The following is a 14639-nucleotide window of genomic DNA, read 5'->3' as shown; positions in this document are numbered from 1 at the left end:
TCTTTCTTATTATGTTTAATGCAAAGGTAAGGGTATAAACCCGGATTTGTATTTTATTAATCGACTAACCTTTTTTCCTCTTTTTTTAAAGCATCAAACCACCCGAAAATTAGCTCAGGTGGTTTGGAAATAATATTTTGCAAGAAAGCAAAACGACAATTACATCAATGTATTTGTCAATCTTTTCAATTCAATTTCCGAAGATTTTGCGGCGTAATTCAGGTTGATCAAACGGTAACCCGCTTCTTCAAAACTGCGTTGGGCTTCTCTTACATCAATAATAGTCGCCTGAATTAACTGGAAACGTTGTAATGTGAGGTCAAGAAGCTGCTGGCTTAATTTGTAATTTGCCTTTTGAGATTCTAATTGTTCCAAAGAACTTCTATAAGTCTGGAACATTTTCATGGCCTGTGATGAATAATCACGCACCAGTACTTGTTTCTGGACTTTGGCTGAGGAAGAATTAATTTCTGCAACCTGTTGCTGGCGTTTAAAGGCGCTGCCGTTATAAATTGGTACGCTCAGTGTAACACCGGCACTTGGAGCAGTTACCTTATTTAAAAGGGTGAAACCTGCTGAACTTTGCGCCCGGGTATAATTGTATCCCAGGTTAAGACGAACGGTTGGATAGCGTAAGGCAGCTGTTTCCCGGATAATTAATTCAGAAATTCTGATCTGGTTGTCAGCCGCTTTTATGTCTGCATTAACCGCAAGTTTTTCAAGAACGTTATCGATATTAATTGTCTGATCCACCAGGATCGTATCCCGGATTGCAACCGGAGATTTTGGATCCAGAGTCAATAATCTTAATAATTCAGATTTGGAAACATCAACGGCCAGCTGCTGATTGGTCAAAGTCTGGTTTAACGTATTTAAATCGATCTGAGCCTGAAACAAGTCAGCGTTATTAGCCATACCGGCCGTTTTTCTTACTTCAATAATTTCCAGACGTTTTTGAGAAGCGATGATAGAAAACCGTACCGTATTCATGTAACTCAGCTGACGGACAACGTCATAATAACTTGTCATAACAGCAGCAATGGTATTCTGGATCTGGGAATTTAAAACTTCGCTGCTTTGATTTTGTAATTCCGCCAGGCGTTTTTTTGTAGCCACTACTCTTCTTCCGTTGTATAAAAGAAGACTTGCTGTGATACCTGCATTGGTGTTGTTGCCATCCGCACCACGTCTTTTGGTACCAGGTCCGGTTTGAAGTTCCTGGGTAATATTCTGGATTTGTTCAACATTGGAAGCAGTACCTGTTATGGTAGGCATTCCTCCGGCAACCCCATAATTATTGAGTATAGTATTTGCTTCTACACCATTTTTTGCAATCTGAATTTCCAGACTGTTTTTGAGCGCGATTGCAATAGCATCATCCAGTGTGATCAAAGAGTCAGCTGGAACCTGACGGCTCATGGCGGAGCTTCCGGTCAGGAGAAGAAAAATTGCAATTTTAAAATTGTTATTCAAATTTTTGAGCGGGTTCATGCAAAACCTATATTGACTTATGATGATTAAACAATTCGTTTTAAACAGTAGCCGGAGCTTCTTCAACAGCCGCCAGTTCTTCTCTGTGTTTGTTATGTTTAGGAGATATAAATGTGTAAATCGCCGGAATTACAAACAATGTTAAAATCAAAGAAAATGTCAGGCCGCCTACGATTACAACCCCCAGTGGCACACGGCTTGTAGCCGCCGCACCAAGACTTAACGCAATTGGCAAAGCTCCAAATGCCGTTGCAAGACTCGTCATTAAAATCGGGCGTAAACGTTGTGTTGCTGATTCAATTACGGCCGGTAATCGCTTCATACCATGTTCCCGTTTCTGGTTCGCAAATTCAACGATCAGGATACCATTTTTTGTAACCAGCCCGATCAGCATGATCATACCGATCTGAGAGAAAATATTAATGGTCAAACCAAAAATATACAAACTCAAAAGTGCTCCTGCCAAAGCCAGAGGTACCGTAATCATGATAATAAAAGGATCTGTAAAACTTTCAAACTGTCCGGCAAGCACCAGATAAACAAGCAATAAAGCCAAACCGAATGCGAAACTCGTATTGGAAGAACTTTCTTCATAATCCCGGGAAGGTCCGCTTAATGAAGTCTGGAAAGTTTCATCCAGTAACTTATTTGCGATCGTACGCATTGCTAAAACACCATCTCCAACGGTTTTTCCTTCAACGAGAGAAGCAGAAATCGTGGCGCTTTTATATCGGTTATAGTGATAAAGAGTCGGTGGGCCACTTTGTTCTACCATTTTAACAACAGACGTCAATGGAATGTTTTGTCCCCGGCTATTTCTCACATACAATTTTTCAATGTCCGCAGGTTTATCACGATCGGCTCTTTCAACCTGTCCGATCACCTGATATTGTTGACCGTTTCGGATAAAATATGCCAATCTTCTTCCACTAAATGCAGCCTGAATTGTTGCAGCTACATCTGTTGTAGACAATCCCAAATCACGCGCTTTCAAGCGATCTATTGTTAGTTGAACTTCCGGTTTGTTGAACTTTAAGTTAACGTCAACATTTTGGAAAACAGGATCTTTACGTGCCTCTTCCAAAAATTTAGGTAATACTTCACTCAATTTTGCAAAGTCCAGATTTTGAAGAATAAATTGAACGGGCAGTGCACCACGTGATCCAATACCAACAGCAATCGTTTGTTCCTGAACTGCAAATATCCGTGCATCATTAAACTGCGGAAGTTTTTTATTAATCGCCATCGCGATATCGTTCTGGCTTCTTTTTCTTTCACCGGCTGGTACTAATCCAATACGACCAGAAGCAGCATTAACACCGCCGCCGCCAAAACCTGGAGTGGAAGAAAACACGAAATCACGTTCAGGAATGGAATCATTCAGATAATTAACAACCTCATCCGCAATGCCCTGCATTTTATCATAACTGGTTCCCTCAGGAGCGGACATACTAAGACGGACGCTATTCCGGTCTTCCATCGGGGCCAATTCACTAGGTAAATGTTTATACGTAAAATAAATTATTCCAACGCAGGCAAGTACCAAAACCCACGCCATCCAGCGCACTTTAATGAAACCAGTAAGCATCCGGTTGTATCCATCTTCCATTCCTGTGAAAAATGGCTCTGTTTTATTATAAAACCAACCGTGTCCGGCGTTTTTACGATTCAGGAATACGTTTAGAACCGGTGTGATTGTAAGCGATACAAAGGCAGAAATTAATACAGCAGATGCTACCACGATACCAAATTCCCGGAATAAACTTCCTACGAAACCTTCAAGGAAAATTACAGGCAAAAACACAACGGCCAGCGTCAGGGAAGTTGAAATTACAGCGAAGAAAATTTCCTTGCTACCTTCAAGCGCTGCCTCTCGAATAGGGAGACCTTCTTCCAGCTTTCGGAAAATATTCTCCGTTACTACAATACCATCATCCACTACAAGCCCCGTTGCCAGAACAATTCCTAAAAGTGTAAGAATATTAATAGAAAAGCCGAAAAGGTACATGACAAAAAATGTCGCTACCAGTGAAATCGGAATGTCGATCAATGGACGAACGGCAACCAGGAAATTCCGGAAGAAGAATAAAATTACGATTACCACAAGTCCGAAGGAAATGATCAGCGTTTCTTCCACTTCTTCCACCGACTGACGAACAAGACGGGTATTATCAATCAAAACGTTGAAGGTAATATCTGACTTATTTGACTTGGCAATCTCGGCCAGTCGTTTATTGAATTCTTCTGAAATCTTAACATAGTTGGCTCCTGGTTGTGGAATTACGGCCAAACCTACTGCGTAAACACCATTGTATTTCCAGCTTTGTTCTTCGGTTTCAGGACCTAGTTCAACTTTGGCAACATTGCTAAGCCGGACAATTCCGGTACTGTCGTTTTTTATAATAAGATCGCTGAATTCTTTTTCAGAAGTCAGCCTTCCCATCGTACGGATGGTAAGTTCGGTTTCATTACCGTAAATTTTCCCGGCAGGAAGTTCTACATTTTCTGCACTCAGCGTTGTGTTAATATCATTGAAGGAAACATTATAAGCGCTCATCTGATCAGGGTTCAGCCAGATACGCATGGCATATCTTTTCTGACCAAAAATGTTAATTGCGCTTACACCATCAATTGTTTGAAGACTTTGCTGCAAAACGTTTTCAGCATATTCACTTAATTCCAGAAGACCTTTGGATGGACTTTGTACCGCCAAAAGCAGAATAAAATCACTGTTTGCATCTGCTTTGGCTACAACAGGAGGGGCATCTATATCTTGTGGTAAATTCCTTTGCGCCTGACTTACTTTGTCACGCACATCATTGGCAGCAGCTTCCAGGTCAATTTCAAGGTTGAATTCAACTGTAATATTACTGGCGCCAATCTGGCTCGATGAGCTTATACTTTTAATTCCGGGAATCCCATTGATGCTTTTTTCAAGAGGTTCCGTGATCTGGCTTTCAATAATATCGGCATTGGCACCTGTATAGCTGGTGCGGACGTTTACAATGGGAGGGTCAATGGCGGGATAATCCCTCAGAGACAAAAAGTTATAACCTACTACTCCAAAGAGGATGATAAGCAGGTTCATAACCACGGCTAGTACTGGCCGGTTCAGCGATAATTCCGAAATATTCATAGGATGATTGTCAAAAGAATGGGCACCGAAATGCCGCTATTCGGCTATTGTTGAATTCAGGGTTTTTACTGCTCTCACTTTCACAGGCGCATCGGGACGGGCGAACAATACCCCGGAAACAACAATGGAATCTCCCACGTTGATACCACTCGTAACTTCCACAAAATCGGCTTTGCGAACACCTGTTTGAATACTCACAAAAACAGCTTTTCCTCCCTTCACCGTAACAACTTTTTTATCCCTTGATTCCGGAATTATACAGTTGGTAGGAATTAATATGCTGCTTTTTTGTGCTCCGGCGTTCAAGAGAACTTTCGCAAAAGAGCCAGGGCTTGGCGTTCCTGAACTTAATACGGCTCTTACAGTAATATTTCTTGTAGACTGGTCAATTTTGGGTTCAGTAGCAATGATCCGGGCTTTTTGAACAGTTCCTTTCTGATCTATTATGACATCAACCGAGCTTCCCTTTTGAACAAAAGTCTGATAGACTTCCGGTACGGTAAAATCAATCCGTAAATTATTCAATTGCTGCATCGTTGCAATGATTGTTGTTGGCGAAACGTATGTTCCGGCGCTTACTTTACGCAAACCTACAACACCCGTAAATGGTGCACGAATAATTGTTTTGTCAATTAAAGCCTGAGTATAGGCTATATCGGCTTTAAGCGAATTCGAATTATTGATAGCCAGATCGTAATCTGCCTGATTTACTCCATTAATAGCGATCAGTTTCTTTAACCGGTCTTCTGTTAGTAAAGCATTATCCAAAAGAATTTTGGATTTGTTCATTTGCGCTACCAGATCTGCACTATTTATTCTGGCTATTACTACTCCCTTTTGAACAGTTTTTCCTTCCGGAACATCGAGGAAAATTAATAATCCGCTTACTTCCGGACGTAATTCGGCAAATTCGTTGGCAACCACCGTGCCGTTTACCTCAACTTTATCGCTTACATTTTCTCTTGCCGCGATAATTACATCGACGGTAGTAGGGGCAGATTTGCCGTCATTTTTTTTGAATGTATCTTTTTTTTCTCCGCACGAAAAAAATACTGTGCTGAAAACGGCTAAGAAAAGTGAAGAAAGAAAAGATTTTTTTAAACTAGATCGACATAAAAAATTAGGCCCTGGAAGAATGCGATTCATAGAGGTGTACTATTTCAAGAAATTTTTAAATTATTAACTTGTTAGGAATAGGTAACAATCAGAAACCGTGGAAGTTTACAAATTGTTACGTAAATGTAATACTGCTTGGATAGTTTCCTACTATAAAAGTTTAACAGAAGGGCGTAATTTTTTTAAAATTCTTTTGCAATCACTTTCAAAAGTGTATCACATTTGAGCTCTGTTTCTTCCCATTCACGTTCTGGAATTGAGTCTTCTGTAATACCTGCACCTGCATAAAACGTGGCAATACCATCTTTTAGCCGGACAGTTCTCAGGTTAACGAATAAATTCGAATCACCATCAACCTGAACAGGACCCAGGAATCCGCTGTAGAAAGAACGATCGTACCCTTCAATTTCAGAAATAAATTTGAGACTAGGTATTTTGGGAACTCCGCAGATCGCGGAAGTCGGATGAAGCAGGCGAAGCATAACAGACGAAAGTTCCGGAAAATTGAGCGCATTAGTGTCAACTTCAAAATCGCTCCGAAGGTGATAAAGGTTTCCTGCTAAAACGGTTTTCGGACCCGTTTCCAAATATTCCCTTAATCGAATTTTTTTAAAGCATTCAATAATATAACGGCTTACCAAAGCCTGTTCTTCAATTTCTTTTTGTCCCCAGCGAATATCATATTTTGCCAGAAGATCTCCGTTTTCATCTTTGGCTTTTTGAGTACCTGCCAGAGACATTGTTTTAAACGTGCCATCCGCTGTTTGCTGCACCAAAGCTTCCGGACTGGCTCCAAGCCACAATTCTTTCTGGTCCGGTAAACTAACCAGAGAAACAAAAGCGTGAGCATATACTTTTGCCAATTTTTGAAAAGCTTTTGCGGGTTGGAAGTGTTCAGTATAGCAAAGCTCTTTTGTGCGGGATAAAACAACTTTGTGAAACTGTTTTTGCTTTATGGCAGAAACGGCAAGTTCGACGGTTCTTTCAAACCTAGCTCTTGTATCGTGATCGGATAGCGTTGCGACTAGCAAAGGCAGGTTTTCTGTATATTCTCCGGTTTCTTCTTCTTTAATTTTTGAAGCTGAATCAACAAGCTTTTTAACTTCCGGATGTTCCTCCCCCAGTTTATTATCAAGTTGTTCCAATAAGCCACTTTCCGAATAAACAGCGATAATATCTCCTTCCATATAAAGGACATCTTCGTTTTCATTCCAAAGAAAGGGACTGATCATGAAGCCGGAAGAAAGTTTTTCCATATCTGGCTGGCAACTACGGATTCCTTCTCTGATCGATATTAATAATTTTATTTTACTGGTAAAGGGAAGTTTCCACATGGCACATGGAAAACCCAGTTCTTTTGCTGCTTTCCAAAGTTCTTCTGCTTCAAAACGTTCTAAAATGGACTGAGCCGTTCTAATTTGAGTCGAAATCATTTATTTAATCTTTAACAGACCTAAGCCCGCTCTGAATCCATAACTTACTTTTGTTGAAATTAACGGTTCGCACTGACAATGGCGACTGTTAAGCGACTTACGCAAACCAATTTATTTTCTTCATTGGTGATTTTAATATCCCAGATATGCGTCGTCCTTCCAACATGTATAGGTGTAACACGTCCGTAAACAAATCCGTTCTTTGCCGGCCTAAGATGATTGGCATTTATTTCAAGCCCAACAGCATGCTGATTGTCTGGATCTTTCAAACATAAAAAAGAAGCAATACTTCCCAGTGTTTCAGCCAAAACAACTGATGCTCCGCCGTGCAAAATCCCAAAAGGCTGATGCGTACGGTGATCAACAGGCATCCGGGCCACAATATAATCTGTTCCTATTTCCAGAAATTCAATACCAATATGATCGGCAATTGTGTTTTTGCTAAAAGAATGAATGGCGTCAAGAGAAATGGATGTTGCGAACATATAAAAATTGTATAAATTTGTACCTGCTATATTAGTCATAAACAAGGTATTTGCAAAAATAATATTTAAATAATACAATTATTTTGAAAAGAAAGTCTATATATCTCATTCGCCACGGTGAAACTGATCTTAATCGTAGAGGAGTTGTACAGGGAAGTGGTGTTGATTCTAAATTGAACGAATGGGGAGAGGCTCAGGCCGCTGCTTTTTTTAATGCTTACCAGCATGTACCTTTTGATAAAATATATACTTCTGATTTACAGCGAACACACCAGTCGGTCCGTGGTTTCATAAAACAAGGCATTCCGCACGAGAGTTATCCAGGCCTGAATGAGATTTCCTGGGGCCTTCGTGAAGGCAAAGAGCCCAATACCGGTGATACAAGTTATTACCGTGATCTTGTACTAGCATGGAAAGCCGGTGATTTTGACCGCGCCGCAGAAGAAGGTGAGAGCCCAATCCAGGTTCGTGACCGTCAGATTCCGGTGATCGAAACATTTCTATCCCGTCCGCACGAAAGAAATATTCTCATTGCCATGCACGGCCGTGCTATGCGCGTATTGTTAACCGTTCTTTTCAAGGAATCATTGATCCATATGGATGATTATGAGCACAGCAATTTGTGTCTGTACCGTATCAATTATTCTTATGACACCGGCCTTTTTGAAATGGAAGTAAGAAACGATACGACACATCTGCTTTCATTGGAAATTCCTCAAACCTTGTAGAGAACCGTTTGTGTAGGGGCAATTCCTTTGATGTATTTATGGCTGAAAGCTGACGGCTGTTCCATACTTTTGTGGCTTAGTCATCAGCTGTAACCTTTAACTCATGTCCAAAAGGAAAATTTACTGGACCTTGCAAATCGTGGGCTGGACCGTGCTCATTATGTATGAGTTCGTTTTGTACACTTTGGAATACGGATTTGATCTTACCAATTTATACAGCAGCCTTGCCAATATTCTTCTGGGCATTACGCTTACGCATATTTACAGACTTGTCATCCGTCGTTGGAACTGGTCTACGTTGCCATTACCCAGGCTTGCACTGCGTGTAGGCGCGTCGGTATTATTTTTGGGCCTGATTATGACCGTTGTAAATCTTCCTCTTGATAGAAAAATTTTAGAGGAAAATCTGATGAACCAGCCGTTTGTCTTCTGGAATTATTATGCCGGCTGGTGTAAAAATTTACTTGCCTGGATACTTTCCTACACGGTTTATCATTATGTTGAACAAAACAGGTTGACGGATTATGAGAAAATAATGCTCAAAACTTCTATGCGCGAGGCCGAGGCAAAAGTTTTACGTTCGCAACTCAATCCGCATTTTACCTTCAATGCACTGAACAGTATTCGTGCGCTGGTTTATGAAGATCCTTCAAAAGCACAGATCAGTATTACGCAGTTATCCAATATCTTACGAAATTCGCTTTTAGCAGACCGTAGGAAAACGGTTGATTTACAGGAAGAGTTAAAAACAGTTGAAGATTATCTGGAACTTGAAAAAGTCAGGTATGAGGAAAGGCTTAAATATACGATTGAAACAAATCCACAAGCTGTTTACTGGCAGGTTCCGCCCATGATGTTACAAACTTTGGTGGAAAATGGTATTAAACATGGCGTTTCCAAATTAATGGGTGGCGGATTTCTGGAAGTGAAATCCGATATTGAAGAGGATATTCTGATTATTCAAATAAGGAATACCGGCAATCTGGTTAGTACTTCAAGTAATCTGGAAAACATGGATTCTGGTGGGGTTGGATTAAAAAATACTGCTGAACGACTTTCTATTTTATATGGTAAGGGTGCTTCATTTAGAATTTTTCAGGAAAAGGAGGGAATTGTTTGTTCAGAAGTACGCATACCAACGCTTTCTGATCAGATGCAGCTTTTGCAGGTTGACTAAAATGCTATCTTTGCAAGTCACCGAAATTCAATTTTAAGTAACGATTCAAGATTTTTATTTAATAAACAATTCCCAAAAACCGCCATGAGAACTCTTATTGTTGACGACGAGCGCCTAGCAAGAAATGAACTGAAAAGATTACTTGAACCATACACCAAAATTGAAATTGTAGGAGAAGCTGCCAATGCGGAAGAAGCGTTGGTAATGATCGACGAATTACAGCCTGAACTTTTATTTCTTGATATACAGATGCCTGGTAAAAACGGTTTCGAGCTTTTATCTGCTATTGAAGGAAAAAGTCCGGAGGTGATTTTTACAACCGCTTATGACGAATACGCAATCAAGGCATTTGAATTTAATGCGCTTGATTACTTGTTGAAACCGATTGATACAGAACGGTTAAAAGAAACAATTCACAGAATTGAAGAAAACCAGGCGCATACCGAAATCCCTGTTTCTAATCATGAAAGAGTAGAAAAAATTCTTGGTGAGAACGATCAGGTTTTTGTAAAAGACGGTGAAAAATGCTGGTTTGTCAAATTAGGGAAAGTGAGGTTGTTTGAATCTATGGGCAATTACGTTCGTCTGCATTTTGACGATCAGAAACCTTTGGTATTGAAGTCGCTCAACAATCTGGAAGAACGGCTTGATCCGGGTACCTATTTCAGGGCTAATCGTAAACATATTATCAATCTTCATTGGATAGAAAAAATTGAGCCCTGGTTTAGCGGTGGTCTTTTGGTGACTTTGCAGGGTGGAGATAAAATTGAAATTTCCCGTCGGCAGGCGATTCGGTTTAAGGAATTGATGAGTTTGTAGACATTTTATTACCCGTCGGACGGCGGAAAAAGCCGTCCGACGGGTAGCTAATTCAGGAATTTTCGGACCTTCTTCCGCCCGACGGTTTTTTTACCGTCGGACGGATAATGAAAACCTGGGAACAATTATTATACCTCCGAATTGTTGAAATAAAAGCACTCATCAATCTCAAAAATCATCATGCATATTTTCTCGAAACTGATATTATTAGCTAACCTTATTTTCTTATTTGCATGTTCTCCTTCTGCTAAAAAAGAAGAAGTTAAAACAGGAAGTAAAGCAGGGGGATTTAATAAATTGGAGCTGGGGAATTGCGATACTACGCTGATTGGTGGCGTAAGTCTGGTGATTAATGTTTGGGAACCGGCCGCTCAAGATACAGTTTCTGGTACGATCCGTGCTTTTCTAAATCAAAAACTGATTGACAGAATAAACGACTATGCAGATTCTGCAAGTATCGCTGCTCACCCGGGTTCTGATAAAAGTATCAAAAATGCTTACGACGTTTTTGCTTCGAATTATACAAAATTCAAAACACAATTTCCGGATGCACCGGGTTGCTGGGAAGTAGATCTGAAAGGCGACACGATTATGATTTCTTCAAAAATCATTCAATATCAAATGGACCATTACGCTTTTACAGGTGGTGCGCATCCCAATAGTTTCCGGACTTATTATGTTTTTGATACCCAAACCGGAAAGGAATTGAAATCCTCTTCGTTCCTTGCTGATTCTGTTGCTTTGCTTAAAAAAGTAGAAAAGTCTTTCAGGAAATTGGAAAATCTGGCCGATACTACCAACCTTGAAAATGCCGGATATTTTTTAACAAACCATAAATTTTTTCTACCGGCAAATTATGCTTTTACCAGAGAAGGAATTTACTTCTATTACAATCCATACGAAATTGCGGCTTATGCACGCGGAGCAATCACATTTACAATCCCTTATAAAGAACTTGACGGAATAGTAAAAAAGGATTTGATTTTTTAGACTAGAAAATTTTCTCATCTACAAAACTGAGGTATCCTTTATCAGTGAAAATAATGTGATCTAAGACCGGCAGGTCTAGTAACATACCACATTCTTTCAATTGTTGAGTAAGATTTAGATCGAGCTCACTGGCTTTAAGCTGTCCTGATGGATGATTGTGCACTAGTATAATAGAACTTGCCATGTGTTCAAGTGCATGTTTAAAAACCATTTTTGGATCACAAACTGTTCCTGAAATCCCGCCAATACTTACAGCAACGGATTTCATAACTTCATTAGCCCGGTTGAGCATTATTATCCAGAATTCTTCATGTGATTTATCCAGCAGGTGCTGCCTCATTTCATCATATACCGCCTGAGATCCATTAATGATTCTACGTTTATTCGGAATATGATCCGTTCTTCTGCGGCCTAGTTCCAGTGCGGCAAGGATTGTAACGGCTTTTGCTTCGCCGATTCCCTTATTTTTCATCAGATCCTTCATCCCTTGCCGGGCAAGTTCGCTGATATTGTTATTTACCGCATTCATAATGCCTTTGGCGACATCCACCGCGGATAATTTCACAGTGCCGGAACCTATCAGAATAGCAATTAATTCAGCATTGGACAATGCTGCTTTTCCTTTCAAAAGCAATTTTTCGCGGGGGCGATCTTCTTCTGCCCAACTAAGAATTTTACTTGGATTATAGGGATTATCTTCTGACATAGGAAAGTTTTTTAATTCCTATGACGAAAAAAATAATATTAGGTCATGCAGAAAATCAGAACAATCGACTTATACGCCCAATTCCGTCAACGCAGCTTTCGCTTTGTTATCAATACTGTTTTTGTACTCATGCTTTTTATAAGATATGGCCTTTTTGAAATAGCTGATAGCCAATGTATTATTCTTTTTGTCCCTGGAAATATAACCCATTTGTAGGGCAGCAGAAGGCCCAAAAGTTAATGAGGTGCCTTGTGTAAGAAATATAGCCCGGTCATAATACGGTATAGCGCGGTCGATCTGATTCATTTTTTGAAGAATCCTTCCTTTCCGGTAATTAAGTTCAGCTTTGTCGCCGGGCGTATTAAATGATTTTTCAGTGTAATTATCAATAAAATCCCAAGCTTCTGTCAAATAACCGCCATCAGTAGAATAACGCGCTTTGTAAAGGGTTTTTTGATCAGGTAATATTTTCCCGTCCGCATACTCTTCCGATAAACGCTGTGCAAATTTATCGCCTTCCACAATGGTACTTCCCTTGCTGCCGGCCAGCTTGATATACTGGACCGCATCAGAATCACGATCAGCCAGCCAGCGGCTCATAAAAAGTTTTAAATTACTGTCTTTTATGAAGTTAATGCCCTTGTATTTCTGTTGAAATTTAGAATAAAAGAAAAAGGCAATATCATATTTTCCTTTTTGCAAAGCAATTTCTCCACGTAGATAATCCAGGAAAGGAAATGGTAAATAATCTTCACCATTTGGTGCATAATTCAGATAATAAAGTGCATCCTCACTTCGTCCTTCTTTCATAAGAATTGTCGTTGCAAAAAAGTGAAGCAGTAAATTGTCCGGCTGACTTTTGGGTAATTGTTGTATTAGAGTTCTCTGTGCATCGCTAAGCTGCAAGGTGTAAGCATGCAGAAGAAGATCAATAAGTTGCGCTTCCTGTTTGAAAAAAGGCTCTTCACTTTCCACAAACTGTATTTCCTCAATGCCCAGTTTTATGTTTCCTTTTAGACCAAGAACTTTGGTTACCCAGGTATAATTGTCCGGGACAGAACCGATAAGTACATGTAAAAGTCCCAGAGATTTTAAGGTAGGATTGAAGGCTGGAAATTTTTTCAGGTTATCCTGCAATAAATGATAAGCCTTGATGATATCCCAGGAAGCGCTTACTTCATTTCCGAATTTCATTTTTATAAAGGCCCAATGCATTCTGATTTCGGCCTGAAAAAAACGTTTGTACGGGGAAGAATTTGAAAGTTTAGTCAGATCCAGTAACCGGCTATCTTCTTTTTTACTCCATTCTTTAAAAGCATTTTTATCTTCTGAAATCAACAGATAATGCAAATCTGCATAATTATCCAGATAAGTAATGAAAGCGTTGCCCGGATCAGTTTTGCGCTCCTCTTCAATTAATTCCCGGGCAGGCTCAATTCGTAATTTTTGAATTTCGAAATAGGCCTTTTGTAATTTCGGAGTAAAACGAACATCATTATAGTTCGCGGCTTTGATTTGTAAGCTACTCAAAAACAGGACAATAATTAAAAAAAGATTAGCAGAAACTTTCAATTTAAACTTATTAATGATTTTATATTTTTTCACTGGATTATTTTCGGAGAAAATTAGCGCTGGCTCTGCAAATTTAAGAAGAGAAATTTATCCTGTATCATTTGATACAAAATCTATTAAGTAAAAAGCACAAAAAAAGGTTGTCCGTGAAAAGACAACCTTCTAAAATTATAATTTTTAAAACCTAGCGGCGTTGGTGAACTGGTTCAACACTTTCAACATCGGCAAGGATTCTTCCGCAATGTTCGCAAACGATAAGTTTTTTACGTTCGCGGATATCTGCTTGTCTTTGAGGAGGTACTATGCTGAAACAGCCTCCGCAAGCTCCACGTGATACGTGCACAACTGCCAAGCCGTTCATCGAATTGTCACGTATTTTTTGATACGATTTCAATAAACGCTCCTCAACTTTTTTAATATGCTTTTCACGTTCCGCCAACAGTGTTTTTTCTTCTGATTCGCTTTCGCTTGTGATCAAAGAAAGTTCACCTTTTTTGGCTTTCAAATCTTCATTTCTTTCATTCAAAGTAGACTCTGCACGGTTTGCATCGTCTTCAATCAATCTGATGCGTGCTTTGGCTTCGTTGATTTTCTTATCAGCCAATTGCATATCAAGTTCCTGCAATTCAATTTCCTTTGTGATAGCGTCATATTCGCGGTTATTACGAACATTCATTTGCTGATCTTTATATTTCTTGATCAGCTTTTCGCCATCCTTCTGGGCATTTTTAAAGCTATCGATTTCTGCGTTTAATGCAGCGATTTCGCTTTTGAATTTTCCTATTCTTGTTTCAAAACCGATAATTTCGTCTTCCAGATCTCTAACTTCTTCGGGAAGATCGCCACGGGTCTTTCTGATTTCGTCCAGGCTTGAATCAATTTCCTGAAGTTTCAGGAGAGCGTCTAATTTTTGTGCGATTGTATTTTCCATGTATGTCTTTAATGGACTTGTTTCAATGCGTATTATATGAGTGGGACTATAAGGC

12 protein-coding genes are annotated in these 14639 nt (G+C 39.7%); 4 read left to right on the top strand and 8 right to left on the bottom strand.

What is annotated here, in order from left to right:
• Window positions 1-159: 159 nt before the first annotated feature.
• The 5 genes from FDK13_RS08790 to FDK13_RS08770 form a co-directional block, all read right to left on the bottom strand.
• Window positions 160-1491: a TolC family protein gene (locus tag FDK13_RS08790; protein WP_137339599.1), complete on the bottom strand. Its 1332-nt coding sequence runs from the start codon at window positions 1489-1491 to the stop codon at window positions 160-162.
• A gap of 40 nt (window positions 1492-1531) precedes the next feature.
• On the bottom strand, window positions 1532-4627 hold the full coding sequence (locus FDK13_RS08785) for an efflux RND transporter permease subunit (protein WP_137339598.1): 3096 nt from the start codon (window positions 4625-4627) through the stop codon (window positions 1532-1534).
• 36 nt (window positions 4628-4663) lie between these two features.
• Window positions 4664-5773 (bottom strand): efflux RND transporter periplasmic adaptor subunit, encoded by a 1110-nt coding sequence (locus FDK13_RS08780; protein ID WP_137339597.1) that lies wholly within the window; start codon window positions 5771-5773, stop codon window positions 4664-4666.
• A gap of 152 nt (window positions 5774-5925) precedes the next feature.
• Entirely contained in the window at window positions 5926-7176 is a 1251-nt protein-coding gene (locus FDK13_RS08775) for a chorismate-binding protein (RefSeq protein ID WP_137339596.1), read from the bottom strand.
• Window positions 7177-7235: 59 nt separating this feature from the next.
• The gene (locus tag FDK13_RS08770) at window positions 7236-7661 is read right to left on the bottom strand and encodes a hotdog fold thioesterase (RefSeq protein WP_137339711.1); all 426 of its coding nucleotides are present in this window, start codon (window positions 7659-7661) and stop codon (window positions 7236-7238) included.
• Window positions 7662-7744: 83 nt separating this feature from the next.
• Here FDK13_RS08770 and FDK13_RS08765 point away from each other — a divergent pair, with 83 nt between their 5' ends.
• From FDK13_RS08765 to FDK13_RS08750, 4 genes are all read left to right on the top strand, one after another.
• Entirely contained in the window at window positions 7745-8389 is a 645-nt protein-coding gene (locus FDK13_RS08765) for a histidine phosphatase family protein (protein WP_137339595.1), read from the top strand.
• 103 nt (window positions 8390-8492) lie between these two features.
• Window positions 8493-9566 carry a sensor histidine kinase gene (locus FDK13_RS08760; protein ID WP_137339594.1) on the top strand — a complete coding sequence of 358 codons (1074 nt, stop codon included), beginning with the start codon at window positions 8493-8495 and terminating at the stop codon, window positions 9564-9566.
• Between the two features lie 84 nt (window positions 9567-9650).
• The gene (locus tag FDK13_RS08755) at window positions 9651-10385 is read left to right on the top strand and encodes a LytR/AlgR family response regulator transcription factor (protein WP_137339593.1); all 735 of its coding nucleotides are present in this window, start codon (window positions 9651-9653) and stop codon (window positions 10383-10385) included.
• Between the two features lie 180 nt (window positions 10386-10565).
• Entirely contained in the window at window positions 10566-11375 is an 810-nt protein-coding gene (locus FDK13_RS08750; RefSeq protein WP_137339592.1) for a PdaC/RsiV family protein, read from the top strand.
• 1 nt (window position 11376) lies between these two features.
• Here FDK13_RS08750 and radC read toward each other — a convergent pair whose 3' ends face one another.
• The 3 genes from radC to FDK13_RS08735 all read right to left on the bottom strand — a co-directional run bounded on the left by radC (window position 11377) and on the right by FDK13_RS08735 (window position 14584).
• Window positions 11377-12081 carry a RadC family protein gene (radC, locus tag FDK13_RS08745; RefSeq protein ID WP_137339591.1) on the bottom strand — a complete coding sequence of 235 codons (705 nt, stop codon included), beginning with the start codon at window positions 12079-12081 and terminating at the stop codon, window positions 11377-11379.
• Window positions 12082-12150: 69 nt separating this feature from the next.
• A complete protein-coding gene (locus FDK13_RS08740; RefSeq protein ID WP_229215970.1) occupies window positions 12151-13686 on the bottom strand; it encodes a hypothetical protein in 1536 nt (511 codons plus the stop codon).
• A gap of 151 nt (window positions 13687-13837) precedes the next feature.
• Window positions 13838-14584: a zinc ribbon domain-containing protein gene (locus FDK13_RS08735; RefSeq protein WP_137339590.1), complete on the bottom strand. Its 747-nt coding sequence runs from the start codon at window positions 14582-14584 to the stop codon at window positions 13838-13840.
• Window positions 14585-14639: the final 55 nt, after the last annotated feature.

It is taken from the genome of Dyadobacter frigoris, assembly GCF_005280585.1.
In the GTDB taxonomy this organism is placed as follows: domain Bacteria; phylum Bacteroidota; class Bacteroidia; order Cytophagales; family Spirosomataceae; genus Dyadobacter; species Dyadobacter frigoris.
Note: the sequence above shows the minus strand (reverse complement) of the source record. Positions and strands in the feature narration are given on the sequence as shown.